Here is a 23496-nt window from a genome sequence, read left to right as displayed (position 1 = left end):
GGGATTTTTGCCCGCCGCTTCAAGAATCAAGTGTCAAAAACAAATAAGGTCGTCTGAAAACTGAACTGGCCCCCAAATCTTGGACACTCATAAAAACCTATTCAGGCGCTCTGTGTAAGCTGGGTTCTGTATGCGACAGGACTCAGCTTTTTCAATTTCAAACTGCAACGCTCCCGGTTGTAGTAATCCATATAGTCATCTATCTGTTTCATCAATTCGTCCACCGTCAATTCACCTGCGTTATAGAAACACTCTGTCTTCAACACCGCAAAGAAGCTTTCCATCGGTGCATTGTCCCAACAATTCGCCTTTCGCGACATGCTTTGAACCATGGAATGTTGGGCAAGCAATTCCCTATACCCCGCCGTACGGTACAGCACGCCTTGGTCAGAATGAAGCATCGTTCCTTCGCCGGTCAGACGGGGGGCAGCTTTTTCGAGCATTTCCTTCACCATTTCACTGTCGGCTCTGCGGCTCATGGCGTAGGCGACGATCTCGCGGTTGAACAAGTCCAAGATCGGCGATAGGTACAGTTTGCCGTCCTTTCCTTTGAGTTCGGTCACGTCTGTCAGCCATTTTTCGTTGGGTTTTTTGGCTGTGAACCGACGTTTGAGGAGGTGTTCCGATATTTCGCCCATGGCGGGATGGCGGTAGGCTTTTTTCGCGCGTATGAGGGCTTTCAGCTCCATCTGTTTCATCAGCCACGCCACTTTTTTGCGGTTCCAATCCAATGCTGCGGCAATGCGCCTTTGCCCGTAGCGTCCTTTATGCCGCCGGTAGGTTTCGACGAGGAGGGCTTTGTCGGCTGCGTCGGGGTCGGGTCGGTCTTGGTGGTGGTAGTAAAAGCTGCTTTTGGGCAGGTTTGCGATATGCAGCAGGTATTTGAGCGGGTGTTGCGCCCTCAGTGCTTGGACGGTTTGGCTTTGTTCTTTTCGGTCCGCTTTTTGCTGAGGGCTTTTAACTCCTTTAGGTAGGCAACCTTTGCGCGCATATAGCACAACTCTTCGATAAGCTCTGCCTGTGTTTTTTCGTGGTCGGGTTTGTCGGCGATGAAGGGGGTTTTGCGGTGGTCGGTCATGGTTTTGGATTGGGGATGTTCGAGTGCGCCGATGCCGCCTTCCTGATAGGCGCGTATCCATCGTCGCAGGTGGGTTCGGGAGATGCCGTAGTGGTCTGCGGTACGCTGTTGGCTGCGTATATGCAGGTAGTAGAGTACGGCTTGGTATTTGAAGTGTAATGTATATTTGCTCATAAAAAAACTGCACCTTGTGAGTTGGAGGGGATGTGTCCAACTTTTGGGGTGCAGTTCAGGTTTTCAGACGACCTTTCCGTGTTACAAGATGCTTAAACGGGCAAGCCGGTTACGCGCCGTAAACGGGGTATTTGTCGCAAAGCGCGGTGATTTGCTTGCGGACGTTTGCCAGATTTGCTTCGTCTTCAGGATTTGCCAAAACGTCGGCAACGAGGTTGGCGAGGACACGGGCGTCGGCTTCGTTGAAGCCGCGCGTGGTCATGGCGGCGGAGCCGATGCGGATGCCGGAGGTAACGAACGGTTTTTCCGGGTCGTTCGGAATGGCGTTTTTGTTGACGGTGATGTTTGCTTTGCCCAATGCGGCTTCGGCGGCTTTGCCGGTGATTTTCATCGGTTGCAGGTCAACGAGGAAAACGTGGCTTTCGGTACGACCCGAAACGATGCGCAAGCCGCGTTTGACCAATTCTTCCGCCATGGCTGCGGCGTTGATTTTCACCTGTTTGGCGTATTCTTTGAATTCGGGTTGCAAGGCTTCTTTGAAGGCAACGGCTTTGGCGGCGATGACGTGCATCAGCGGGCCGCCTTGCAGGCTTGGGAAGATGGAAGAGTTCAACGCTTTTTCATGCGTGTTGTCGCGGCACAAAATCACGCCGCCGCGCGGACCGCGCAGGGTTTTGTGGGTGGTGGTGGTCACGAAGTCGCAGAATGGGACGGGGTTGGGATACTCGCCGCCGGCAATCAGGCCTGCGTAGTGCGCCATATCGACGAAAAGGTAGGCACCGACTTTGTCGGCGATTTCACGGAATTTCGCCCAGTCGATTTGCAGGGCGTAGGCAGATGCGCCGGCAACGATCATTTTGGGTTTGTGTTCGAGCGCGAGGCGTTCGACTTCGGCGTAATCGAGGACTTCGTTTTTATCCAAGCCGTAGGTAATGGCATTGTAGAGTTTGCCGGAAATGTTGACGCTGGCGCCGTGGGTCAGGTGTCCGCCGTGGGCGAGGCTCATGCCGAGGATGGTGTCGCCGGGTTTGAGGACGGAGGCGTACACGGCTTGATTGGCTTGGGAGCCGGAATGGGGTTGGACGTTGGCGTATTCAGCACCGAAGAGTTCTTTGACGCGGTCGATTGCCAACTGTTCGACGATATCGACGTATTCGCAACCGCCGTAGTAGCGTTTGCCGGGGTAGCCTTCGGCGTATTTGTTGGTCAATTGCGAACCTTGTGCCTCCATCACGGCGCAACTGACGTAGTTTTCGGAAGCAATCAGTTCGACGTGGTCTTGCTGGCGTTGGTCTTCTTGGGCAATGGCGGCTGCCAGCTCCGGATCATATTGGGCTAGGTTGACGCTTTTTGAAAACATCTTCTCGACTCCTTTGTCGGTTGGGAAACGGGGATTGATAAGCGTTGAACAATGTACCAAATCGGGTCGGATTGTCAACGATTTTGTAGTGGATTAACTAAATCAGGACAAGGCGACGAAGCCGCAGACAGTACAGATAGTACGGAACCGATTCACTTGGTGCTTCAGCACCTTAGAGAATCGTTCTCTTTGAGCTAAGGCGAGGCAACGCCGTACTGATTTAAAGTTAATCCACTATATCTTTCAGACGACCCCTTTGCTGCTTGGAGGGTCGTCTGAAAAGTTTTATTTGAACAGATTGTCCTGTTTTAAATGAAAGTCGATTTTTTCGAGCAGGGCTTCGAGGTCGGTCTCCGCTTGGGCGGCGGCAAGGTTTTTGCCCAACTCTTCCAAAGCCAGCGCATCGAGCCTGCGGCGTTCGAGTTTGCGCGCTTCTTCGTTGAAGATTTTGATGTTGTCGGGCAGGACGAGCGGCGGCACGCTGCCGTCAGTCGTATAGAACGCTTCGTCTGAAAACACAAATCCCTCCGGCAATGCGGGCGCATTGTCGTAGTCGGCATCGTTGACCGGCATCCACTCGGAATGCTGTTCTAACAGGACGAATTGCCCGTTCATGCCGTAAATATGGGCAAAACGGGATAGCTTGGGGCGTTTGGTGTTCATGCAAAGATTGTATGCCGATGATGCGGGAGCGTCTAGGGGCGGAATTTTGTGTCGGCGCAGTAGGAAGGTCGTCTGAAAGTAGTATAATTACAAATTCGATAAAATTTTGAAGACAAATATAAAAAGGGAAACCTCAATGTCAGCAAACACAAACAAACAATGGCTAAGCGTCATCGCTCTGGCAGTCGGCGCATTCATTTTCAACACCACCGAATATATCCCGATTGCCCTATTGAGCGACATCGGCGCGACCTTCAATATGTCGCCGACCGAAGTCGGTATCATGATTACCGTGTATGCGTGGATCGTCGCGCTGCTGTCGTTGCCGCTGATGCTGGCAACGAAAAATATCGAACGCCGAAAGCTGCTGCTCGTCCTCTTCGCGTTTTTTACCATTAGCCACATCGTTTCCTATTTCGCCCGAAGTTTCGAAATCCTGCTCGTCAGCCGCATCGGCATCGCCCTGACGCACGCCGTGTTTTGGTCGATTACCGCCTCGCTGGCAGTGCGCGTTGCGCCGCAAGGCAAAGGCAATCAGGCTTTGGGGCTGCTCAGTACGGGGACGGTTATGGCGATGGTGGCGGGCATCCCGCTGGGGCGCGTTATCGGGCAACACTCAAGCTGGCAATTCAGCTTTTTACTTATCGGACTTTGCGCGGCGGCGGTCATGGGCATATTGGCGAAAAACCTGCCGCTGCTGCCCAGCGTAAACACAGGTTCGCTCAAAAGCCTGCCCGGATTGCTCAAGCGCAAAAACCTCATGCTGCTCTACGCGCTGACCGTCCTCCTGATTACCGCCCACTTTACGGCATACAGCTATATCGAACCCTTCGTCCTGCAAGCCGGCGGCTTCGCGCCCGAACAAGTGACCATCGTCTTGAGCCTGTACGGACTGGCGGGATTTGCCGCGTCGTATTTGTTCGGCAAATGGTTTGCCAAACACCAGCGCGCATTCCTGCTGACTTCGGTATCCGTCATTCTGGTTTCGACGCTCTGCCTGCTGCCCCTTGCCGCTTACCCGATAGCCGTTTACGCGCTGGTGTTTGTCTGGGGTATCGCCATCGTCGTCTTGAGCCTCGGCATGGTATCCAAAGTATTGGACTTTGCCTCGGATGCGACGGATGTAGCCAACTCGATTTACTCCGGCCTCTACAACGTCGGCATCGGCGGCGGCGCGCTTTTGGGACATTACGTTACCGTGTGGGCAGGCATTTCCAACATCGGCTTTGCCGCCGCAATCTTAGCAGCGGCAGGATTGGTCGTGTGTCGGATGTTGGTCGGCATGCAACAATAAGAATGTTGTAAAAAAGGTCGTCTGAAATCGATAGCAGCGTTTCAGACGACCTTTACTTTTGTTGCAGCCCGTCAGTTCGTTGTTTAATTGGGTTAAATTGGCATACATTCGCCGAAATTTTGTTACACTCTAAGTTCTTTACACTTCACACTCACACATCACACAAGGAGGCTTTATGGCATTAATGGACAGTTTGTTGAACGTGGCAGCGCAAGCTTTGGGCGGCAAAGACGAAAACGGACAAAACTCGTTGACCGAAATGGCGATGAATTTGGTACAACAACAAGGCGGTGTGGGCAATCTGATTAATCAATTGCAACAAGGCGGGCTGGGCGACGTATTGAACAGCTGGGTTTCCAACCAACAAAGCAATCTGCCTGTATCCGGCAACGATTTGCAAAATGCTTTGGGCAGCGATGCCATCAGCCAAGTGGCGCAAAAGTTCGGTCTCGACAGCCAGCAAGCCGGCGATATGTTGGCGCAGATTCTGCCCAATCTGGTGGATAAAGCCACGCCGAACGGTTCTGCGCAGGATGCGGACGGATTCGGTTTGGACGATATTGCTTCGGCGATATTGAAGAACTTCACCAAATAAGCAGCACGAAAGATATAGTGGATTAACAAAAATCAGGACAAGCGACGAAGTCGCAGACAGTACAGATAGTACGGAACCGATTCACTTGGTGCTTCAGCACCTTAGAGAATCGTTCTCTTTGAGCTAAGGCGAGGCAACGCCGTACTGGTTTAAAGTTAATCCACTATACAAAAAGGTCGTCTGAAAAACGTTTTCAGACGACCTTTTCTTATGGTTCAAACAATTTTTATTTCTTCGCCGCCCTTTTCGCGCGGATGACTTCGACCACGCCCGGCAGGATGGAAATCACGATAATCGCCACCATCACTAAAGCCAGATTGTTTTTGACAACCGGAATATTAGCGAAGAAATAGCCGGCATAGGAAAACGACAAGACCCACAATACCGCGCCGATGATGTTGTAGCGGATGAAAGTGCCGTAGTGCATGCTGCCCATACCCGCGACAAACGGGGCGAATGTCCGCACAATCGGGACGAAGCGGGCGATGATGATGGTTTTACCGCCGTGTTTTTGGTAGAACGCGTGGGTTTTCTCCAAATACGACTGGCGGAAGATTTTGGAATCGGGGTTGGCAAAGAGTTTGCGCCCGAAAAACTTGCCGATCATGAAGTTGGCGGCATCGCCCAAAATCGCGGCGGCCAAAAGCAGCGCAACCATGACATGAATATTCATGCTACCGACCGCGGCAATCCCGCCCGCTGCAAACAGTAGCGAATCTCCCGGCAGAAACGGCGTAACCACCAAACCGGTTTCGCAGAAAATAATCAAAAACAACACCGCGTAAATCCATACGCCGTATTGCGCGGAAATCTCGACCAAATGCTGGTCGATGTGGAGGATAAAATCAATAAGGGTCGAAATCACGAAATCTTCCTGAAATAAAAAAGACAGGGGTCGTCTGAAAACAGACGCGTCGCCAAATGTCCGCCATTGTATATGAAACCCATGTCGCGCGCCCCTTTTTCAGACGACCCTGCGCCTTGATGCGCCCTGACAAAACAACGTACAATAAACCCGATTCCAACCCATCCGGTATGCCTTTGTGAACCAGCTTATTTTCGACTTCGCCGAACGCGGCTATCCCGGTTTCGACAAATTCCTCGGAACGGAAAATGCCGAACTGGTCTATGTGTTACAGCATAAACACGACCCGTTTATCTATGTCTGGGGCGAAGAAGGCGCGGGCAAAAGCCACCTGCTGCGCGCGTGGGTCGCCCAAGCGCTCGACGCGGGGAAAAAAGCCGTCTATATCGACGCCGCCGCCACACCACTGACCGAAGCTGCCTTTGAGGCCGAATACCTCGCCATCGACCAAATCGAAAAACTGGGCAACGAAGAACAAGCCCTCCTTTTTGCCGTATTCAACCGCTTCCGCAACAGCGGCAAAGGCTTTCTGCTGTTAAGCTCCGAACACACGCCCCAACAGCTCGTCATTCGCGAAGACTTGCGCACCCGCATGGCGTACTGCCTCGTTTACGAAGTCAAACCCCTGACCGATCAAGAAAAAATCGACGCGCTCGTCAGCATGGCGGCGGCTCGTCAAGTTACCATAGACCCCGAAATCTTCGAATACCTGCTCAACCACTGGCGGCGCGACATGGACAGCCTGATGCAGATGCTCGACACGCTGGACAACTACGCCGTTACTATGGGCAAACGCATCACCCTGCCGCTTTTGCGCCAGCTTTTGAAACAACAGGAAACCCAATGAAAAACCTCGCCATCTTCGACCTCGACAACACCCTCATCAACACCGATTCCGACCACTCTTGGCCGCAATACCTCATCAAAAAAGGGCTGGTTGATGCTGCCGAAACCGAAGCGCAAAACGAAAAATTCTACCGCGACTACCAAAACGGCTCCCTCGACATCGACGCCTTCCTCAAATTCCACCTCGCCCCGCTCGCCCGTTACAGCAAAGAAGAGCTGGCGGAATTTCACCGCGAATTTATGGCGGAGTTCATCACGCCCCACATCTCGCCCATGCAGCGTATGCTGGTGCAGAGCCACCAAATGGCCGGCGACGAAACCCTCGTCATCTCCTCGACCAACGAGTTCATCATCACCCCCATCTGCCACCTTTTCGGCATCACCAACATCATCGGCACCCAACTCGAAACCGGTGCCGACGGCCGCTACACCGGCAACTACATCGGCACGCCCAGTCTCAAAGAAGGCAAAATCACCCGCCTGAACCAATGGCTTGCCGAACGCGGCGAAACGCTCGAAAGCTACGGCAAAACCTATTTTTACAGCGACTCCAAAAACGACCTGCCGCTGCTGCGCCTCGTCAACGAACCCGTCGCCGTCAATCCCGATGCCGAGCTGGAACAAGAAGCCAAAGCAAAAGGTTGGCCGATATTGAACTTCAAATAAGCAAAACCGCACCCGCCGCCCAAACGGGCGCAATATCGTAGCGTGGGCTGTGCCCACGAAAAACAAAGGTCGTCTGAAAATAGCGCAATCCCGTAGCGTGGGCCTCGCCCACGAAAAACAAAGGTCGTCTGAAAATAGCACAACCCCGTAGCGTGGGCTTCGCCCGCGAAAAACAAAAGGTCGTCTGAAAACAAATCAAAAACAACCCCCTAAACCCGCTACAAATCTACAAATAAGGAAAACAATATGTCCATCCGCGCCATCATCCCCACCCTGCTGCTTGCCTTCGTCCTACCCGCAACCGCGCAAACCGTCAACCCGGCAGAATACGCCCCCGCATCCGAAGATCCCGCGCAACCCATCAAACCCGTCAAACTGTCCATCTTGGTTTCCCCCGAAGGCAAAGCCGTAGAAGTCAGCATCCTCGAATCCAGCGGATATGAAGGGCTCGACGAAACAGCCGTGGCAACCGCCAAAAAAGACAAATACAAAGCCGCCGGATACTGGGTGAAATATAAAGGAACCATCGAGTTTAAAAACCAATAGGTCGTCTGAAATGTCCGCATTCAAACCCGTCATTGTTACCACCACCGCCCCGACCCGCGAAGAAGCCGAAAAAATCGGCGGCCTGTTGCTGGAAAAGCAACTTGCCGCCTGCGTGCAATACGAAGCCATCACCAGCCAATATCTTTGGAACGGCGAAATCTGCCGCGACGACGAAATCCGCATCACCATCAAAACCTCGCGCCACTGCTACCGCGAAATCCAAAAAACCATCATCGCCAACCACAGCTACGAATGCCCGCAAATCCTGATGCAAAACGTATCGCGCGGATACGCCCCCTATTTGCGCTGGCTGAAGCGGAGTTTAGGTTGATAAAACAGCCGCGCCGTCTGAAAAACGCTCAAGCATCATTATGAATTTACAGGGAAGTCCACTATAATGACGGCTTTTGATTTTCAGACGACCTTATAGTGGATTAACTTTCAACCAGTACGGCGTTGCCTCGCCTTGCCGTACTATCTGTACTGTCTGCGGCTTCGTCGCCTTGTCCTGATTTAAATTTAATCCACTATACGTCTGCATCCGCAATCCCAAACCAAAAGGAAACCCATGTTCCGCACCATGCTCGGCGGCAAGATACACCGCGCCACCGTTACCGAAGCCGACCTTAACTACGTCGGCAGCATCACCATAGACCAAGACCTGCTCGACGCCGCAGGCATCCTCGTCAACGAAAAAGTCGCCATCGTCAACAACAACAACGGCGAACGCTTCGAAACCTACACCATTCCCGGCGAACGCGGCAGCGGCGTCGTCTGCCTCAACGGCGCCGCCGCACGGCTCGTCCAAAAAGGCGACATCGTCATCATCATGTCCTACGTCATGCTGTCCGAACCCGAAATCGCCGCGCACGAACCCAAAGTCGTCCTTGTGGACGAACACAACAAAATCCGCGACATCCTCTCCTACGAGCCGCCGCACACTGTCCTATAAAACACAAAGGTCGTCTGAAACCGTAAAATCCGCTTTCAGACGACCTTTCAGCCATTTTCAGACGACCTTCGAGAAAGCCCCATCATCATGAACATCCGCATCAACAACCTCACCGTCGGCAACGACCTCCCCTTTACCCTGTTCGGCGGCATCAACGTTTTAGAAGACCTCGACTCCACCCTCAAAGCCTGCGAACAATACGTCAAAGTGACCGACAAACTCGGCATCCCCTACGTCTTCAAAGCCTCCTTCGACAAAGCCAACCGCTCCTCCATCCACTCCTTCCGCGGCGTCGGCTTGGACGAAGGCATGAAAATCTTCCAAGCCGTCAAACGCGAATTTGACGTACCCGTCATCACCGACGTCCACGAACCCTACCAATGCGCCCCCGTCGCCGAAGTCTGCGACGTCATCCAACTGCCCGCCTTCCTCGCCCGCCAAACCGACCTCGTCGTCGCCATGGCAAAAACCGGCAACGTCATCAACATCAAAAAACCCCAGTTCCTCAGCCCCTCGCAGATGAAAAACATCGTCGAAAAATTCCAAGAAGCAGGCAACGAACAAATCATACTGTGCGAACGCGGCGCCAACTTCGGCTACGATAACCTCGTCGTCGATATGCTCGGCTTCGGCGTCATGAAAAAAACCTGCGGCGGCCTGCCCGTCATCTTCGACGTCACCCACTCCCTGCAAACCCGCGAATCTGGTGCAGCCGCATCCGGCGGACGGCGCGCGCAGGTGTTGGATCTGGCACTCGCCGGCATGGCAACCCGCCTCGCAGGCCTCTTCCTCGAATCACACCCCAACCCCGACCAAGCCAAATGCGACGGCCCCAGCGCCCTGCCGCTTGCCCAACTGGAAGACTTCCTGACCCGCGTCAAAGCCGTGGACGAAACCGTCAAATCCTTCGCGCCTATGGACATCCGTTAACGCGGCGTGGCAAACGAAAGGTCGTCTGAAAATTGAATCGTCGGTTTACCTTGTGTAAACTGACGGTCAGGCCATTTTGTATTTCAATCGATTTTTCGATATAAAATAGTCAATATGCAAACCATCAACATTGTGGGTAAAACGCGAAAACCCTGAAACCGGATTTGCCGCATACGCCCGATTCTTCAACTGCTCATTACATATAAGGAAAACAATATGAAAACATGGAAAACCCTACTTGGCGCCGCCGCGTTCACCTTAACCCTGACTTCTGCCGCCGTAGCAGAAACGGCTTATGTGCCGGGTCTGCATGTTACCGAACCCAACCAGCTCGTTGCCGCCAAAAAAGTCAAACGCAAAGACTTGTTCGGCATGTGGGGCAACACCAGTAAAAACGCTGACGGTTCCCTGCTCAACGCCAGCCTGATGCGCCCCGACGGTACCGGCCGCGACCTGATTCATTTCCAAGCAAATTCCGGCGATACGACTACCATCACCCAAGACTTCAAATGGAAATTCAGCCGCTGGAGACAAGAATTCCGCCAAACCGTCACCAACTACACCGTCAGCCGCAACAATGGCGCGCCCGAACAAAAACCTGACGAAATCGGCAAAACCGTCAGCTTCAAAGTCCCGCTTGTGTTGATGCTTGATGGCAAACCCAACGTATTGGAAATGACCAATAAAGAAGGTACGGACAGCGTCCGCTATTACCGGTACAACGAAGAAGCCATGCCTGATCTGCTGAAAAAACTGGAAGCGCAATAATCCATCTTCCCAATACAGAAAGGTCGTCTGAAAACCTAATTTCAAGGTTTTCAGACGACCTTTCTGTTTTCTGTTGTCTCCTTAAGAATTTATAGTTCTTTGTAACTATAAACAATCATCAATAATATTTACATTTCGAAATAAAAAGAGTAAGGTTGCCTTGCTTTTCGGGCTTTCCGTTGGCTTTTGAACCGTAAACAATCAAATTTGAGGAAGAAACATGAAAAAATTATGGATACTTGGCGCATTAGGCTTGAGCATGGCGGCGCAGGCGCATGATTTGTGGGTGTCGGCTCCGGTGCGTTTAGATTCGGGCAGTACGTTGAAAGCGGATTTGGGTTACAGCCATGATTTCCCGAATGTCGAAAAAATCGCCGACGACCGCGTGCACATTTTCAAACCGCTGCAATTGACGGACAAATCCGGAAAAACCGTTGATTTGACGAATAAAGGCGAAAATTACCAATATGTTTCCAAATCCCGCCTGAAAGACGGCTCTTATTGGGTCGGCGCGGTGTACAAACCGACGTTCTGGTCGCAAAACAGTGAAGGCTGGAAACAGAAAACCTTGAAAGACCTGCCCGGCGCGACTTATTGCGAACAGGCTCAGATGTTCGGCAAAGCGTTTTTGCAAGTGGGTGGCGCAGGCTTGGATGAAAGCGTATTGACCCGTCCGGTCGGTCATGAATTGGAACTGGTGCCGCTGAAAAATCCGAATGAAGTCAAGGTGGGCGGTCTGTTGCCGGTTAAAGTGCTTTATAAAGGCAAACCGTTGGCAAAAGCGACGGTAACGGCAAGCTCGGATACGCTGGCGGAAATGGACTTGGCGGCGACACACGACCACCGCGAGCCGCAAGGTTTTTCAGGGAAAACGGATAAAGACGGCGTCGTCAACGTGATTCCTTTGATTGAAGGTTTGTGGAAAATCAAAGCCGCCCATCAGGCGGATTATACCGATAGAAGTGTTTGCCAACAAGACAATGCCTATGCAACGCTGATTATGCCCGTCGGAACGAAACGCGCGGCTGAACGGCATGAACACCATCATCATCAACACTAATTGAGTGTAAAAGATCAAAAAGGTCGTCTGAAAAGGTTTTCAGACGACCTTTCTTTATATAGTGGATTAAATTTAAATCAGGACAAGGCGACGAAGCCGCAGACAGTACAGATAGTACGGAACCGATTCACTTGGTGCTTCAGCACCTTAGAGAATCGTTCTCTTTGAGCTAAGGCGAGGTAACGCCGTACTGGTTTAAAGTTAATCCACTATAAGTGGCGGATTTACAAGCCCAATGCCTCAGCGTGAAACTCGATATGCGAGTCGATAAAGCTGGCGATGAAGAAATAATCGTGTCCGTAGCCGGGGCGGACTTTATATTGCACGTTAAAGCCGTTGGCGCGGGCGGCATTGACGAAGGCTTCGGGTTGTAATTCGTCGGGGAACAGCGGATCAATGCTGCCTTGGTCGATGAGTATCGGCAGCTTGCGTGAGGTCGTCTGAACGAGCGATGCGCTGTCGTAAGCCTGCCAAGCCTCCGATTCCGCGCCCAGATAGGCGGCAAACGCCTGCTTCCCACCCCGGCTGGCGGTCGGATGGCACAAGGGTGCAAACGCGGAAACGGCGACATAGCGGCTGGGGTTTTTCAGGGCGATGGAAAGCGCGCCGTGTCCGCCCATGCTGAAACCTGCGATGCTGCGTTCTTGGGTGGCGGGGAAATGCCGTTCCACCCAATCGGGCAGTTCGCGGCTGATATGGCTGTACATCTGATAATGCGCCGCCCACGGCTGTTCGGCTGCATCGACGTAAAATCCCGCGCCCTGTCCGATAAATTCGTTCGCGCTGTCGCTAATATGGCTGTCGCGCGGCGAGGTGTCGGGGAAAACGACGATGATGTTCCATTGCGCGGCGAAACGCTGGATGCCGGTTTGGCGTATCAGTTCCGAGCCGTCGCCGTGCAGTCCCGACAAGAAATACAAAACCGGCGCGGGATAGCCTTTCAATACCTGCGGCGGAAGGTAGATGCCGAAGGTCATATCGGTTTGGCAGGTTTCGGAAAAGCAGCGGTATTGTTCTTGATGGCCGTTGAACATTTTGGCGCGTGAAAGCAGGTGTAATTCGTGTGCGGACATAGATAGTATGGCGTGAAAAAAGCGAAGGCATCATCTTAACAGAAAGACCGCGTTACGGGCTTTTAAAAACCTATCGAACGGTATGGTTTCAGACGACACTAATCTATACACAAACTCTGTGGATAAGTTTGTTGATAAGCTTTGGGTAATCGGAATTTTTGCTTTTGGAACAACCCAAGCCTTTCGGTGCTTAAAAAATAGTCAAATAAAATACAATAAAATCAATTGGTTATAAAAATAAAAAATTTCAAAGTCTTTATGGGAAAAATCTATAAGCAAAACAAGCCAATGCGAGATTGTGTATAAAAAGTGATTGACACGCCCGATAAATGTCAAATGAGTTGACTGAATAAGCAAGGCAGCGGCTGTCTCCCTATGGGGAAAAACTTCAATCCCCCTGCCTTTCGCGTTACAATATGCGCTTACTTTTTTACACAGAAAAACACACCATGAAAGCCAGCCAATTTTTCATTTCCACCCTGAAAGAAGCCCCTGCCGAAGCCGCGCTTGCCAGCCACAAGCTGATGATTCGCGCCGGTCTGATTAAAGCCAACGCGTCCGGCCTTTATACTTGGATGCCGATGGGGCTGCGCGTGTTGCGCAAAGTTGAAAACGTCGTGCGCGAAGAAATGGCGCGCGCGGGCAGCGTGGAGTTGCTGATGCCGGTGGTGCAGCCTGCCGAACTGTGGCAGGAATCCGGCCGCTGGGAATTTTACGGTAAAGAACTGCTGCGCCTGAAAGACCGCCACGACCGCGATTTCTGCATGGGCCCGACCTGCGAGGAAGTCATCGCCGACATCGTGCGCAAAGAAATCAACAGCTACAAACAGCTGCCGAAAAACTTTTACCACATCCAAACCAAATTCCGCGACGAAGTGCGCCCGCGCTTCGGCGTGATGCGCGCGCGCGAGTTCGTCATGAAAGACGCTTATTCCTTCCATGCCGACTACGCCTCGCTTCAGACGACCTATGATGCCATGTACGACGCTTACTGCCGCATTTTCACCCGTCTGGGCTTGGAATTCCGCCCCGTCGCCGCAGACACCGGCAGCATTGGCGGTACCGGTTCGCACGAGTTTCAAGTGTTGGCGGAAAGCGGCGAAGATGTCATTGCGTACAGCGACACTTCCGATTACGCCGCCAATATCGAGCTGGCACCGACCTTGCCGCTCAAAGGCGAACGTGCGGCTGCTCAGGTAGAGCTGGCCAAAGTACACACGCCGAACGTTAAAACCATTGATTCATTGGTTGATTTCCTCAGCATTCCGATTGAAAAAACACTGAAATCCATCGTGGTCGAAGGCGAAAACGAAGGCGAAATCGTCTTATTGCTGTTGCGCGGCGACCATGAGTTTAACGACATCAAAGCCGAAAAACTCGCAGGCGTGAAATCGCCGCTGACCATGGCAGACCCTGCCGCCATCCGTGCGCAGTTCGGCGCAAACGGCGGCTCGCTCGGCCCTGTTGGCTTCACTGGCAAAATCTATGCCGATTTCGCCACCGAAAAAGGCGCAGACTGGGTTATCGGTGCGAACGAAGACGACTACCACTATACCGGCTTCAACTTCGGCCGCGACGCTGCCGAGCCTGAGTTTGTCGATTTGCGCAACGTCGTCGAAGGCGACGAAAGCCCCGACGGACAAGGTCGTCTGAAACTGGCGCGCGGCATTGAAGTCGGACACGTCTTCCAGTTGCGCGACAAATACACCCAAGCCATGAACGTAAGCTTCCTCGACAACAACGGCAAATCGCAAATCATGGAAATGGGCTGCTACGGCATCGGCATCACCCGCGTCGTTGCCGCCGCCATCGAGCAGAACAACGACGAAAAAGGCATCATCTGGACCAAAGCGATGGCACCGTTTGAAGTCGTTATCGTACCGATGAACTACAAAAAATCAGACACCGTGCGCGAAGCCGCCGACAAAATCTACGCCGAACTGCTGGCAGTAGGCGCGGACGTCCTCCTCGACGACCGCGACGAACGCGCAGGTGTATTGTTGAACGACTCCGAGCTTCTCGGCATCCCGCACCGCATCGTCATCGGCGACCGCGCCTTGAAAGAAGGCAATGTCGAATACGCCGAACGCCGCGACAATCAGGCAGAAACCGTAAGCCTGAATGAAATCGCCGGCAAAGTATTGGCTGCATTGAAAGACTGATGACGGTTTAAAACGGATGCAGGTGAAAGAAGGTCGTCTGAAAACTGGAAACAGGTTTCAGACGACCTTCTTTATTTTGAAATCAAAATCAGCAGTAAAAATCAGGAAAACACATGATTATTTAGTCAAGTATGTTTTTACCACCTCTGCTATTTTTATGAAAAAGATGGGCGGCGCTACTAATGAATCTGAAAATTCAAGCTGGACGGCAGCTTTGGCTTCGCGTATGTTCAAAGTGTATTTAGATGTATACCTGCAATGATTCGAGATATTTTATAGTGGATTAACTTTAAACCAGTACGGCGTTGCCTCGCCTTGCCGTACTATCTGTACTGTCTGCGGCTTCGTCGCCTTGTTCTGATTTAAATTTAATCCACTATATTATTGTAACTTTCACGGATATCAACAACCATGCCTTTCATCCCCCTCCCTCTTTCAGTTTGTCCGGAAAATGTGGATGACCTTATCCGCAGTCTGCACATGTTTGCACCTGTATTGCAAGTGTTGCCCAGTACAGTGTTTTTTGTAAAAAACACGAAAGCAGAGTATGTCTATGCCAACGATACCCTACTGCATCGTTTGCAATTACCCGATATGGCGGCTTTGATCGGAAAAACATCTGAAAACTTGTTTCAGTCTGAATGGGGACAGAGTTATACGCAACAGGACAAGGAAGTGCTGAGTAATGGAAAAATCATCAGCAACAGGCTGGAGCTGCACACGTATGCTTCCGGCGAACTGGGCTGGTGTATCACGCATAAAATGCCGGTGCGCAATCCTTTAGGTGAAATTATTGCCATGCTCGGCGTGTCTGTCGATGTGGAAACCAATGACAGCAACCGTCCCGAGTTGAATAAAAAAATCGCGTTGCTTGAAAAATACATTGCCGGCCATTTCGACCAAAGCATCAAGATGAAAGACCTGGAAGCCGTTTCGCGCCTTTCTACCGCCCAAATCGAGCGTTATTTCAAAAAGATTTTCCACATCACACCTTCGCAATACATCCAAAAAGTGCGCATCGAAGCGGCGATGGCAATGCTGGAAACGGGCTTGTCGGTAACGGAAATTTCCGTCCGTTGCGGCTATTCCGATCACAGTGCATTCACTCGGCAGTTTAAGGCTTTGGTGGGCTTGGCGCCGTCTGAATTTAAGAAATCAAGATAACAGCGAAGTGTAGAAATGCCTGTCTGAAAATAGTGTTTCAGACAGGCATTTCTGTTTTGGCTTTGCTTGAGTATGCACATTTCTGCACAAAAAACGGGAAATTCATCAAGACGACGGCCGCGGCGGTTTTGTAAGGTTAACGAAAGTTTTTTAGCGATAGGATTTTGCTATGCCGAATACCGAATATACTTTTTCCGTGATTGATTCCCACACCGGCGGCGAGCCGACCCGTGTGGTTTACGGCGGATTCCCCGAGCTTTCCGGCAGCAGCCTGCAAGAGCAGTGTGCCAATTTTGCCAATCGTTTCGACCATCTGCGCCGCGCGTTGATTTTGGAGCCGCGCGGTTCGGAAGTTTTGGTTGGGGCGTTGTTGTGCAAGCCGCAAGACCCTGCTTCTGCCGCCGGCGTGATTTTCTTCAACAATAGCGGCTATTTAGGTATGTGCGGCCACGGCACCATCGGTTTGATTAAAACACTTCAACATCTTAAACGTATTGATGTAGGCACGCACACCATTGAAACGCCGGTAGGCAATGTACGCTGCACGCTGCATGAAGACGGCTCGGTGAGCGTGCGAAACGTGCCGTCTTACCGTTACCGTAAAGACGTGTCGCTTGACGTGGCAGGCATCGGCAGCATCACCGGCGATATTGCTTGGGGCGGCAACTGGTTTTTCTTGGTGAACAACCACGGCTGCACCATCGCGCCCGACAATCTGGAGCAACTGACCGATGTTTCATGGCGCATCCGCACCGCACTGAACGCTCAGGGCATCACAGGCAAAGACGGGCAGGAAATCGACCACATCGAGCTTTTCGGTAAAACTGATACTGCAGACAGCCGCAGCTTTGTGCTTTGCCCGGGCAAAGCCTACGACCGCTCGCCTTGCGGCACAGGCACCAGTGCGAAGATGGCCTGTTTGGCTGCAGACGGCGTGTGGTCACCTGAAAAAGAGTGGGTGCAGGAAAGCGTAATCGGCAGCCGCTTTGCTGCTTCTTATGAAACACTTTCAGACGACCTGCATTCGGAGCGTCTGATCATACCGACCATCAAAGGAGAAGCGCACATTCATGCGGCATCAGAGATTTTTGTAAACGCGGATGATCCGTTCCGCTACGGAATCGAAACATCATGAGCGGCCAAGTTTTTTCTGCGACCGTGATCGGCGGCGGCATCGTCGGCTTGAGTATCGCACTGGAATTGCAGCGCTGTGGCGAAAGCGTACTGTTGTTGGAACGCGATACTGTTTGCGGCGGCGCGTCTTACGGCAATGCCGGACATATCGCCACCGAGCAGGTATTCCCGATTGCATCACCCGAGGTGCTCAAGCAGCTGCCGAAAATGTTGCTCGACCCGCTCGGCCCGTTGAGACTGGACTGGAAATACCTGCCGAAAATCACACCGTGGTTGTTCAACCTGCTGCGCAATCTCACACCCGAACGTTTCCAACGTAGCCACCGCGCACTGATGGCGCTCAATAGTCGTGCTTTGCCTGCATGGCGCGCATTTGCACAGGAATGGGGTGTGGAGCGGCATATTTGCATCGACGGCTCGCTGCTGGTTTGCGAAACCAAAAGTGGGCAGGTGGCGTTGCAAAAGCACGGCAGGGCGTTAAATGAATTGGGCGTAGTCAACGAATGGCTCGACCAATCCAGCCTACACGAGCGCGAACCGGTTCTTGCCGATACGCAACTCGGCGCGCTGTTTTACCCCGATACCGGCCATGTGGTTGATTTGGCGGGCATGGCGGCGGATTTGCAGCACGCTTTCGTGCAGGCGGGCGGCACGATAAGTGAACATACCGACGTTTCCGACATCCAATTATTTTCAGACGACCTGTTCCGCATCAGCAGCGGCGGAAAAGCGTTTGAAGCCAAGCGCGTAGTGATTGCTGCGGGAGCGTTTTCCAAGCCGTGGCTGAAAAAGCTGTGCGGCAGCGACATTCCGCTTGATACGGAACGCGGTTACCACCTGATGCTGCCTCAGAGCCAAAATATTTTGAACGTGCCTGTAAGCAGCTTCGAGCGCAAATTCATCATGACGCCCATGAACGCAGGCTTGCGCCTGGCCGGTACGGTGGAGTTTGCCGGGCTGGATGCACCGCCGAATATGGAACGGGCGGAGCAGCTCTTTCGCTTGGCAGAACCTATGCTCAAAGGTCGTCTGAACCGGCAAGACGCCGTGCCGTGGATGGGGTTCCGCCCTTCGATTGCCGATTCTTTACCGGTAATCGACCGCAAAGAAAACATTTTGCTGGCGTTCGGGCACCAGCATTTGGGACTGACCCAAGCGCCGTTGACCGCAAAACTGGTGAAAGCCCTGTATTTCGGCGAACAGCCTGCAATCGATTTAAGTCCTTACCGTTTTAACCGTTTCTGAAGCGAACAAACCAAATCTGCATTTTTTTTGCAACAACGTTTTAATCAAACCAAATCACGATTAATTTCAAGAGGAGAAACATATGAATATCGAAGGTATTTTAGTTCCCATCGTTACCCCGTTTACCGCCGACAATCAAGTGGACACCGCGTTGCTTGCCGAGTTGGTGGACGCGTTTATTGCTAAAGGCGTGCGCGGCATCGTAGCCTGCGGTACCACAGGCGAGTATTACGCCTTGTCGGAAGCCGAGCGCGAAACCGTATTGAACACCATCGTAAAGGCCGCTGCCGGCCGCTGTACGCTGATTGCAGGTGTCAGCGATATGTCGAGCGAAGTGGCTGCGCAACGCGCCATCCGCGCTAAAGAATTAGGCTACGACGGCCTGATGCTGTCGGCACCGCCATACAGCCTGCCATCGCAACAAGGCATCATCGAACATTTTGAATATGTGGCGTCTAAAACCGACTTGCCGATTATTCTCTACAACTTCCCTGCGCGCATCGGTGTAGAACTCGAATTCGATACCGTAGCGCATTTGGCGAAGCATCCCAACATCGTCGGAATCAAAGAAAGCACCGGCAATTTCTCCAATGCGCTGCGTATGATTCAGGCGAAATTCGATAATTTCCAAGTGGTGTGCGGCTGCGACGACCAACCTTTGGATTTCTTCTTCTGGGGCGTAAAAAGCTGGATTGCTGGCGCGGCTAACGTTTTCCCCGGTGAGCAGGTTGCCCTGTTTAACGCAGCCCAAGCCCAAGATTGGGACAAAGCACGCCAGATTCTGACTGACCTCTATCCCGCCCTGCATTCGATGGAATCGGGCGACTACAACCAAAAAGCCAAAATCGGTTGCTTAAACGGCACCAAGCCCGCCGGCAAAGTGCGCCTGCCGCTGCATAACCTGACCGCGCAGGAAGCCGCTGAATTTACGGCTTTGTTGAAATGAAGGAGCTGCCGTATGAAAACCGTTGAACAAATCTTCGATGCCGCCAAAGCAGGCAACCTGTGAGCAGGACATTTGATTCCTAACCATGCCGATTCAGGCAGAAAGCTGGAAAACCGCACCCCCATCGATAATTCCCTAATCGGCTACATCGCCGACGGGAGCGAACAGGATATAGATGCCGCCGTGCGTGCCGCGCGTTCTGCGTTTTCAGACGACCTTTGGGCAGGCAAAAGCCCATCTGAAAAACGTGCCGTACTGCTGCGTTGGACGCAGTTGATTGAAGAACACGCCGAAGAGCTGGCAGCGTTGGACTGTATCGACGCGGGCAAGCCCATCAGCGAGTGCATCAACACCGATATGCCCGCCACCATTGAGACCTTTTATTTCTATGCTGAATATGTGGATAAAGCCTTTGGCCGCGTCGCCCCCACCGGCAACGACGCACTGGGTTTGATTGTACATGAGCCGGTCGGCGTGGTCGGCGTAGTGTTGCCGTGGAACTTCCCTGCGCAGATGTTTGCATGGAAAGTGGCACCTGCTTTGGCGGCGGGCAATTCGGTGATTGTGAAACCTGCCGAACTGACTTCGCTGAGTGCCTACCGCATGGTGCAGTTGGCTCATGAAGCTGGTATACCCGAAGCGGTGCTGACGCTGGTTTGCGGTTTGGGTGAAACAGTCGGCAAGGCTTTAGGCATGCATAAGGATGTGGACATGGTGGCCTTTACCGGCTCTACCGAAGTCGGCCGCTATTTCTTGGAATATTCGGCGCAAAGCAACCTGAAAGAAATCGTCTTGGAATGTGGCGGTAAAAGCCCGCAAATCGTGTTTGCCGATGCGGATATCGATAAAGCGGTGCCGTCGATTTTAGCCGCCGCCTTCTGGAATATGGGCGAAAACTGCAGCTGCGGTTCGCGCCTGATTGTAGAAGCAAGCATCAAAGATACCCTGCTGGCCAAACTTTCAGACGACCTCAAGCAGGGCTGGAAAGTCGGTGATCCACGCCTGCCTGAAACCAACCTCGGCCCGATGGTGGAAGAAGCTCATTTTGATAAGGTGTGCCGTTATTTCGATACTGCCCTGAAAGAGGGCGGCAAACTGATCACCGGCGGCAAAACCGGTGACGGCTGGTATTTCGAGCCGGCGATTATTGACGGTGTAACTGCGGATATGACTGTGTTTAAAGAAGAAATTTTCGGCCCGGTGCTTGCAGTAACCACATTCAGCAGCGAAGAAGAAGCCGTCCGTTTGGCGAACCAATCGGATTACGGACTGGCGGCTTCGTTCTACACATCCAATGTAAGCCGCGCCCACCGTGTTGCCCGCAAAATTCAGGTAGGTACGGTATCGGTAAACGGTTTTTCGGAAGGCAGTATTGCCACGCCGTTCGGCGGCTACAAACAATCCGGCTTCGGCGGTCGCGACAAAGGAGTGGAAGCGTTTGAGCAATACACGCAGGCAAAAACCATTTGGTTTATGGAATAACACAAAATAAAGCTCAGGTCGTCTGAAACTGGCAGCTCTTATCAAGCGTAAACCTTTTTTCAGACGACCTTAGATAACAACATATAGTCAATTAAAAATAAAATAGTACAATACTCAACTTTTAAGGTCTAACCATGGCATACTCTGCGGACTTAAGAAACAAAGCTTTAAACTATTACGAACAATGCAAAAACATCAGCCAAACCGCAGCGACGTTTAACTTGTCAAGAAACACGCTTTACCTGTGGATTCGCCTTAAAAAACAAACAGGCAGCCTAAAACATCAAGTTACCGGTCTAAATGCCGTCAAATTGGATAGGCAAAAACTGGCTCAATATGTTGGGCAACACCCGGATGCCTATCTGCATGAAATCGCCAAACATTTTGATTGTACGCCAGCCGCCGTTTGCTATGCACTCAAACAGATGGGGATGACGCGCAAAAAAAGACCACCACTTACAAAGAACAAGACCCGGCCAAAGTAACGCATTATTTGACACAGCTGGCCGAATTTTCCGACTACCAACGTGTTTATTTGGATGAAACAGGATTTGACCGCTACCTGTTCCGTCCCTATGCCCGCAGCCCGAAAGGGCAAATAGTGAAAGCGCAGATAAGTGGAAAAAGATACCGACGCTTATCTCTGGTGTCCGCACAAGTCGGCAACCGGCTGATTGCTCCGATGGTTTATCAAAATACGATGACCGGAGTCTTTTTTGAAGCGTGGTTTCAGCAATGCCTACTGCCCGCATTGACTCAAAAATCGGTGATTATTTTAGATAATGCGCGATTTCACCGTATGGGTGTCTTACGGGAAATGGCGGAAAAATGGGGACATAAGGTATTGCCTCTTGCACCTTATTCACCTGAGCTCAACCCGATTGAGAAGGTGTGGGCGAATATTAAGCGGTATCTGCGAACCGTATTGTCTGATTACGCCCGATTTGACGATGCGTTACTGTCCTATTTTAATTTTAATTGACTATAAAACCGCAAAGGAGAAGAGATGGAAAAGATTGTCAGTACGCTGGTGGATTATATCTGGGGCAACGGCTTGGTTTACCTGGCTTTGGCCGTCGGTCTGTATTTCACCGTTATTACTAAAGGAGTGCAATTTCGCTATTTGCCCGAAATGATCCGCCTGCTGAAAGAAAAGCAGGAATCAGGTGCGGGGATTTCTTCGTTTCAGGCATTCTGTATGTCGCTTTCGGGGCGTATTGGTGTCGGAAATATCGCCGGCGTAGCGACCGCCATTGCCGCGGGCGGTCCGGGTTCTGTATTTTGGATGATTGTGATGGCGCTGTTGGGCGGCGCCAGCGCGTTTGTAGAATCCACTTTGGCTCAGATTTATAAAACCAAAGTCGGTACGGAATACCGCGGCGGTTCACCTTACTACATTGAGCGCGGCTTAAAGATGAAAGCCTTTGCCGTGCTGGTGGCCGTAGTGATTTTTCTGAGCTACGGCGTGTTGGTGCCGGGCATTCAAGCCAATACCATTGCCACCTCGTTTGAAACCGCCTTCGCACTGCCTACATGGAGCACCGGTGCTGCAGTTTCCATGATATTGGCGTTTCTGATTTTCGGCGGCACCAAACGCATCGCCCGTGCCGCTGACCGCATTATCCCTCTGATGGCTGTGGGTTATGTCGGTCTGATGTTGATTGTATTGGTAAACCACGCCTCGAAAATTCCCGAAACTTTAAACCTGATTATAGGTAGCGCATTTGGCACAGACGCGGTATTTGGCGGAATTGTAGGCAGCGCGATTTCCTGGGGTGTACGACGTGCCGTGTTCTCTAATGTAGCCGGTGCGGGAGAAGCGACGTTCAGCTCAGCTGCCGCTGAAGTAAGCCATCCCGTGAAACAAGGTTTGGTGCAAGGCTTTTCGGTGTATATCGATACCGTGATTGTCTGTACCTCGACTGCTATCATGATTCTGATTACCGGTATGTATAACGTGCATCCGAACGGCATGGAAACGCCGCTTGTGGAAAATATTCCCGGCGTGGAAGCCGGCTCTGCTTACACGCAGGCTGCATTGGGTACTGTGTTCGGCGATTTCGGCGGCGCATTTGTGGCGGTCGGTATCTTCTTCTTCGCTTTCACCTGCCTGCTGGCTTATTACTACATCGCCGAAACTGCGCTGCTTTATCTCGACCAAAAGCTGAAATACCCGATACTCAGTATGATTCTGCGGGTGGTGTTTTTAGCGGTCGTATTTATCGGTAGCGTACAGTCCGCCAGCCTGATGTGGGGCTTGGGTGATATAGGCTTCGGCAGTATGTGTTATCTCAACCTTATTGCCATTGTATTTCTCAGTAAACCCGCCTTACGTGCGCTGCATGATTACGACTGCCAGAAACAAGCCGGCCTTGATCCGGTGTTCGACCCGCGTGTAGCAGGGATTGAGAATGCCGAATTCTGGATGGAACATATGCAACAACATGATAGGCACTAAGTTTGCTCCGTTACGATAGATGATCAAAGTAGAAG

Annotated in this window: 26 protein-coding genes; 20 read left to right on the top strand and 6 right to left on the bottom strand. The window is 52.0% G+C overall.

Going from position 1 to position 23496, the window contains the following annotated elements:
* Positions 1-101 precede the first annotated feature (101 nt).
* The 4 genes from ACMYUL_RS12705 to ACMYUL_RS12690 all read right to left on the bottom strand — a co-directional run bounded on the left by ACMYUL_RS12705 (position 102) and on the right by ACMYUL_RS12690 (position 3275).
* Positions 102-998 carry an IS3 family transposase gene (locus ACMYUL_RS12705; RefSeq protein ID WP_415770952.1) on the bottom strand — a complete coding sequence of 299 codons (897 nt, stop codon included), beginning with the start codon at positions 996-998 and terminating at the stop codon, positions 102-104.
* Positions 902-1252 (bottom strand): helix-turn-helix domain-containing protein, encoded by a 351-nt coding sequence (locus ACMYUL_RS12700; protein WP_415770950.1) that lies wholly within the window; start codon positions 1250-1252, stop codon positions 902-904. The genes ACMYUL_RS12705 and ACMYUL_RS12700 overlap by 97 nt, the downstream gene beginning before the upstream one ends.
* Positions 1253-1361: 109 nt before the next feature.
* Complete coding sequence (gene glyA, locus ACMYUL_RS12695) at positions 1362-2612, bottom strand: serine hydroxymethyltransferase (RefSeq protein ID WP_415770948.1); 1251 nt, start codon at positions 2610-2612, stop codon at positions 1362-1364.
* Between the two features lie 285 nt (positions 2613-2897).
* Positions 2898-3275 (bottom strand): hypothetical protein, encoded by a 378-nt coding sequence (locus ACMYUL_RS12690; RefSeq protein ID WP_070514258.1) that lies wholly within the window; start codon positions 3273-3275, stop codon positions 2898-2900.
* 136 nt (positions 3276-3411) lie between these two features.
* Here ACMYUL_RS12690 and ACMYUL_RS12685 point away from each other — a divergent pair, with 136 nt between their 5' ends.
* Positions 3412-4569, top strand: a complete 1158-nt coding sequence (locus ACMYUL_RS12685) for a sugar transporter (protein ID WP_070514259.1) — start codon at positions 3412-3414, stop codon at positions 4567-4569.
* A 175-nt stretch (positions 4570-4744) separates the two neighbouring features.
* Positions 4745-5164 carry a YidB family protein gene (locus ACMYUL_RS12680; RefSeq protein ID WP_070514260.1) on the top strand — a complete coding sequence of 140 codons (420 nt, stop codon included), beginning with the start codon at positions 4745-4747 and terminating at the stop codon, positions 5162-5164.
* A 226-nt stretch (positions 5165-5390) separates the two neighbouring features.
* Here the strand turns inward: ACMYUL_RS12680 and ACMYUL_RS12675 are convergent, their stop codons facing one another.
* Entirely contained in the window at positions 5391-6029 is a 639-nt protein-coding gene (locus tag ACMYUL_RS12675; RefSeq protein ID WP_070514261.1) for a DedA family protein, read from the bottom strand.
* Between the two features lie 56 nt (positions 6030-6085).
* Between ACMYUL_RS12675 and ACMYUL_RS12670 the strand changes: the two genes are divergently transcribed.
* From ACMYUL_RS12670 to ACMYUL_RS12630, 9 genes are all read left to right on the top strand, one after another.
* Positions 6086-6211 carry a hypothetical protein gene (locus ACMYUL_RS12670; RefSeq protein ID WP_016687171.1) on the top strand — a complete coding sequence of 42 codons (126 nt, stop codon included), beginning with the start codon at positions 6086-6088 and terminating at the stop codon, positions 6209-6211.
* On the top strand, positions 6208-6876 hold the full coding sequence (gene hda / locus ACMYUL_RS12665; protein WP_003763115.1) for a DnaA regulatory inactivator Hda: 669 nt from the start codon (positions 6208-6210) through the stop codon (positions 6874-6876). The genes ACMYUL_RS12670 and hda overlap by 4 nt, the downstream gene beginning before the upstream one ends.
* A complete protein-coding gene (locus ACMYUL_RS12660) occupies positions 6873-7541 on the top strand; it encodes an HAD family hydrolase (protein WP_070514262.1) in 669 nt (222 codons plus the stop codon). Before hda ends, ACMYUL_RS12660 begins: the two co-directional genes overlap by 4 nt.
* 246 nt (positions 7542-7787) lie before the next feature.
* Positions 7788-8087 (top strand): TonB family protein, encoded by a 300-nt coding sequence (locus ACMYUL_RS12655; protein ID WP_070514263.1) that lies wholly within the window; start codon positions 7788-7790, stop codon positions 8085-8087.
* A 10-nt stretch (positions 8088-8097) separates the two neighbouring features.
* A complete protein-coding gene (cutA, locus tag ACMYUL_RS12650; RefSeq protein ID WP_070514264.1) occupies positions 8098-8418 on the top strand; it encodes a divalent-cation tolerance protein CutA in 321 nt (106 codons plus the stop codon).
* Positions 8419-8655: 237 nt separating this feature from the next.
* On the top strand, positions 8656-9039 hold the full coding sequence (panD, locus tag ACMYUL_RS12645) for an aspartate 1-decarboxylase (protein ID WP_003767516.1): 384 nt from the start codon (positions 8656-8658) through the stop codon (positions 9037-9039).
* An 87-nt stretch (positions 9040-9126) separates the two neighbouring features.
* Positions 9127-9969: a 3-deoxy-8-phosphooctulonate synthase gene (kdsA, locus tag ACMYUL_RS12640; RefSeq protein ID WP_415770943.1), complete on the top strand. Its 843-nt coding sequence runs from the start codon at positions 9127-9129 to the stop codon at positions 9967-9969.
* Positions 9970-10185: 216 nt separating this feature from the next.
* Positions 10186-10737: a hypothetical protein gene (locus ACMYUL_RS12635; RefSeq protein WP_342032357.1), complete on the top strand. Its 552-nt coding sequence runs from the start codon at positions 10186-10188 to the stop codon at positions 10735-10737.
* 220 nt (positions 10738-10957) lie between these two features.
* Entirely contained in the window at positions 10958-11797 is an 840-nt protein-coding gene (locus tag ACMYUL_RS12630) for a DUF4198 domain-containing protein (RefSeq protein WP_415770940.1), read from the top strand.
* A 224-nt stretch (positions 11798-12021) separates the two neighbouring features.
* Here ACMYUL_RS12630 and fghA read toward each other — a convergent pair whose 3' ends face one another.
* Positions 12022-12870, bottom strand: coding sequence for an S-formylglutathione hydrolase (gene fghA / locus ACMYUL_RS12625; protein ID WP_415770938.1), 849 nt, complete (start codon positions 12868-12870; stop codon positions 12022-12024).
* Between the two features lie 449 nt (positions 12871-13319).
* Between fghA and ACMYUL_RS12620 the strand changes: the two genes are divergently transcribed.
* The 9 genes from ACMYUL_RS12620 to ACMYUL_RS12580 all read left to right on the top strand — a co-directional run bounded on the left by ACMYUL_RS12620 (position 13320) and on the right by ACMYUL_RS12580 (position 23461).
* On the top strand, positions 13320-15032 hold the full coding sequence (locus ACMYUL_RS12620) for a proline--tRNA ligase (protein ID WP_070514268.1): 1713 nt from the start codon (positions 13320-13322) through the stop codon (positions 15030-15032).
* A gap of 16 nt (positions 15033-15048) precedes the next feature.
* A complete protein-coding gene (locus ACMYUL_RS12615; RefSeq protein WP_246830440.1) occupies positions 15049-15294 on the top strand; it encodes a hypothetical protein in 246 nt (81 codons plus the stop codon).
* A 149-nt stretch (positions 15295-15443) separates the two neighbouring features.
* Positions 15444-16196 carry an AraC family transcriptional regulator gene (locus ACMYUL_RS12610; protein ID WP_070514269.1) on the top strand — a complete coding sequence of 251 codons (753 nt, stop codon included), beginning with the start codon at positions 15444-15446 and terminating at the stop codon, positions 16194-16196.
* A 169-nt stretch (positions 16197-16365) separates the two neighbouring features.
* Positions 16366-17331: a proline racemase family protein gene (locus tag ACMYUL_RS12605; protein WP_070514270.1), complete on the top strand. Its 966-nt coding sequence runs from the start codon at positions 16366-16368 to the stop codon at positions 17329-17331.
* Positions 17328-18575, top strand: a complete 1248-nt coding sequence (locus tag ACMYUL_RS12600; protein WP_070514271.1) for an NAD(P)/FAD-dependent oxidoreductase — start codon at positions 17328-17330, stop codon at positions 18573-18575. The genes ACMYUL_RS12605 and ACMYUL_RS12600 overlap by 4 nt, the downstream gene beginning before the upstream one ends.
* Before the next feature lie 82 nt (positions 18576-18657).
* Positions 18658-19521 (top strand): 4-hydroxy-tetrahydrodipicolinate synthase, encoded by an 864-nt coding sequence (dapA, locus tag ACMYUL_RS12595; RefSeq protein WP_016686763.1) that lies wholly within the window; start codon positions 18658-18660, stop codon positions 19519-19521.
* A 72-nt stretch (positions 19522-19593) separates the two neighbouring features.
* Entirely contained in the window at positions 19594-21003 is a 1410-nt protein-coding gene (locus tag ACMYUL_RS12590) for an aldehyde dehydrogenase (protein WP_415770934.1), read from the top strand.
* Positions 21004-21137: 134 nt separating this feature from the next.
* Positions 21138-21985, top strand: a protein-coding gene (locus tag ACMYUL_RS12585) for an IS630 family transposase (protein ID WP_415769686.1) whose coding sequence is annotated in 2 segments (ribosomal slippage) — positions 21138-21453 and positions 21453-21985 — 849 coding nt in all. Because the reading frame shifts where the segments join, the coding sequence is not laid out codon by codon here.
* A gap of 24 nt (positions 21986-22009) precedes the next feature.
* Positions 22010-23461, top strand: coding sequence for an alanine/glycine:cation symporter family protein (locus tag ACMYUL_RS12580; protein WP_070514273.1), 1452 nt, complete (start codon positions 22010-22012; stop codon positions 23459-23461).
* Positions 23462-23496 lie beyond the last annotated feature (35 nt).

Origin of the sequence: Neisseria sp. CP9 (genome assembly GCF_047758525.1) — a bacterium.
Classification (GTDB): domain Bacteria; phylum Pseudomonadota; class Gammaproteobacteria; order Burkholderiales; family Neisseriaceae; genus Neisseria.
Note: the sequence above shows the minus strand (reverse complement) of the source record. Positions and strands in the feature narration are given on the sequence as shown.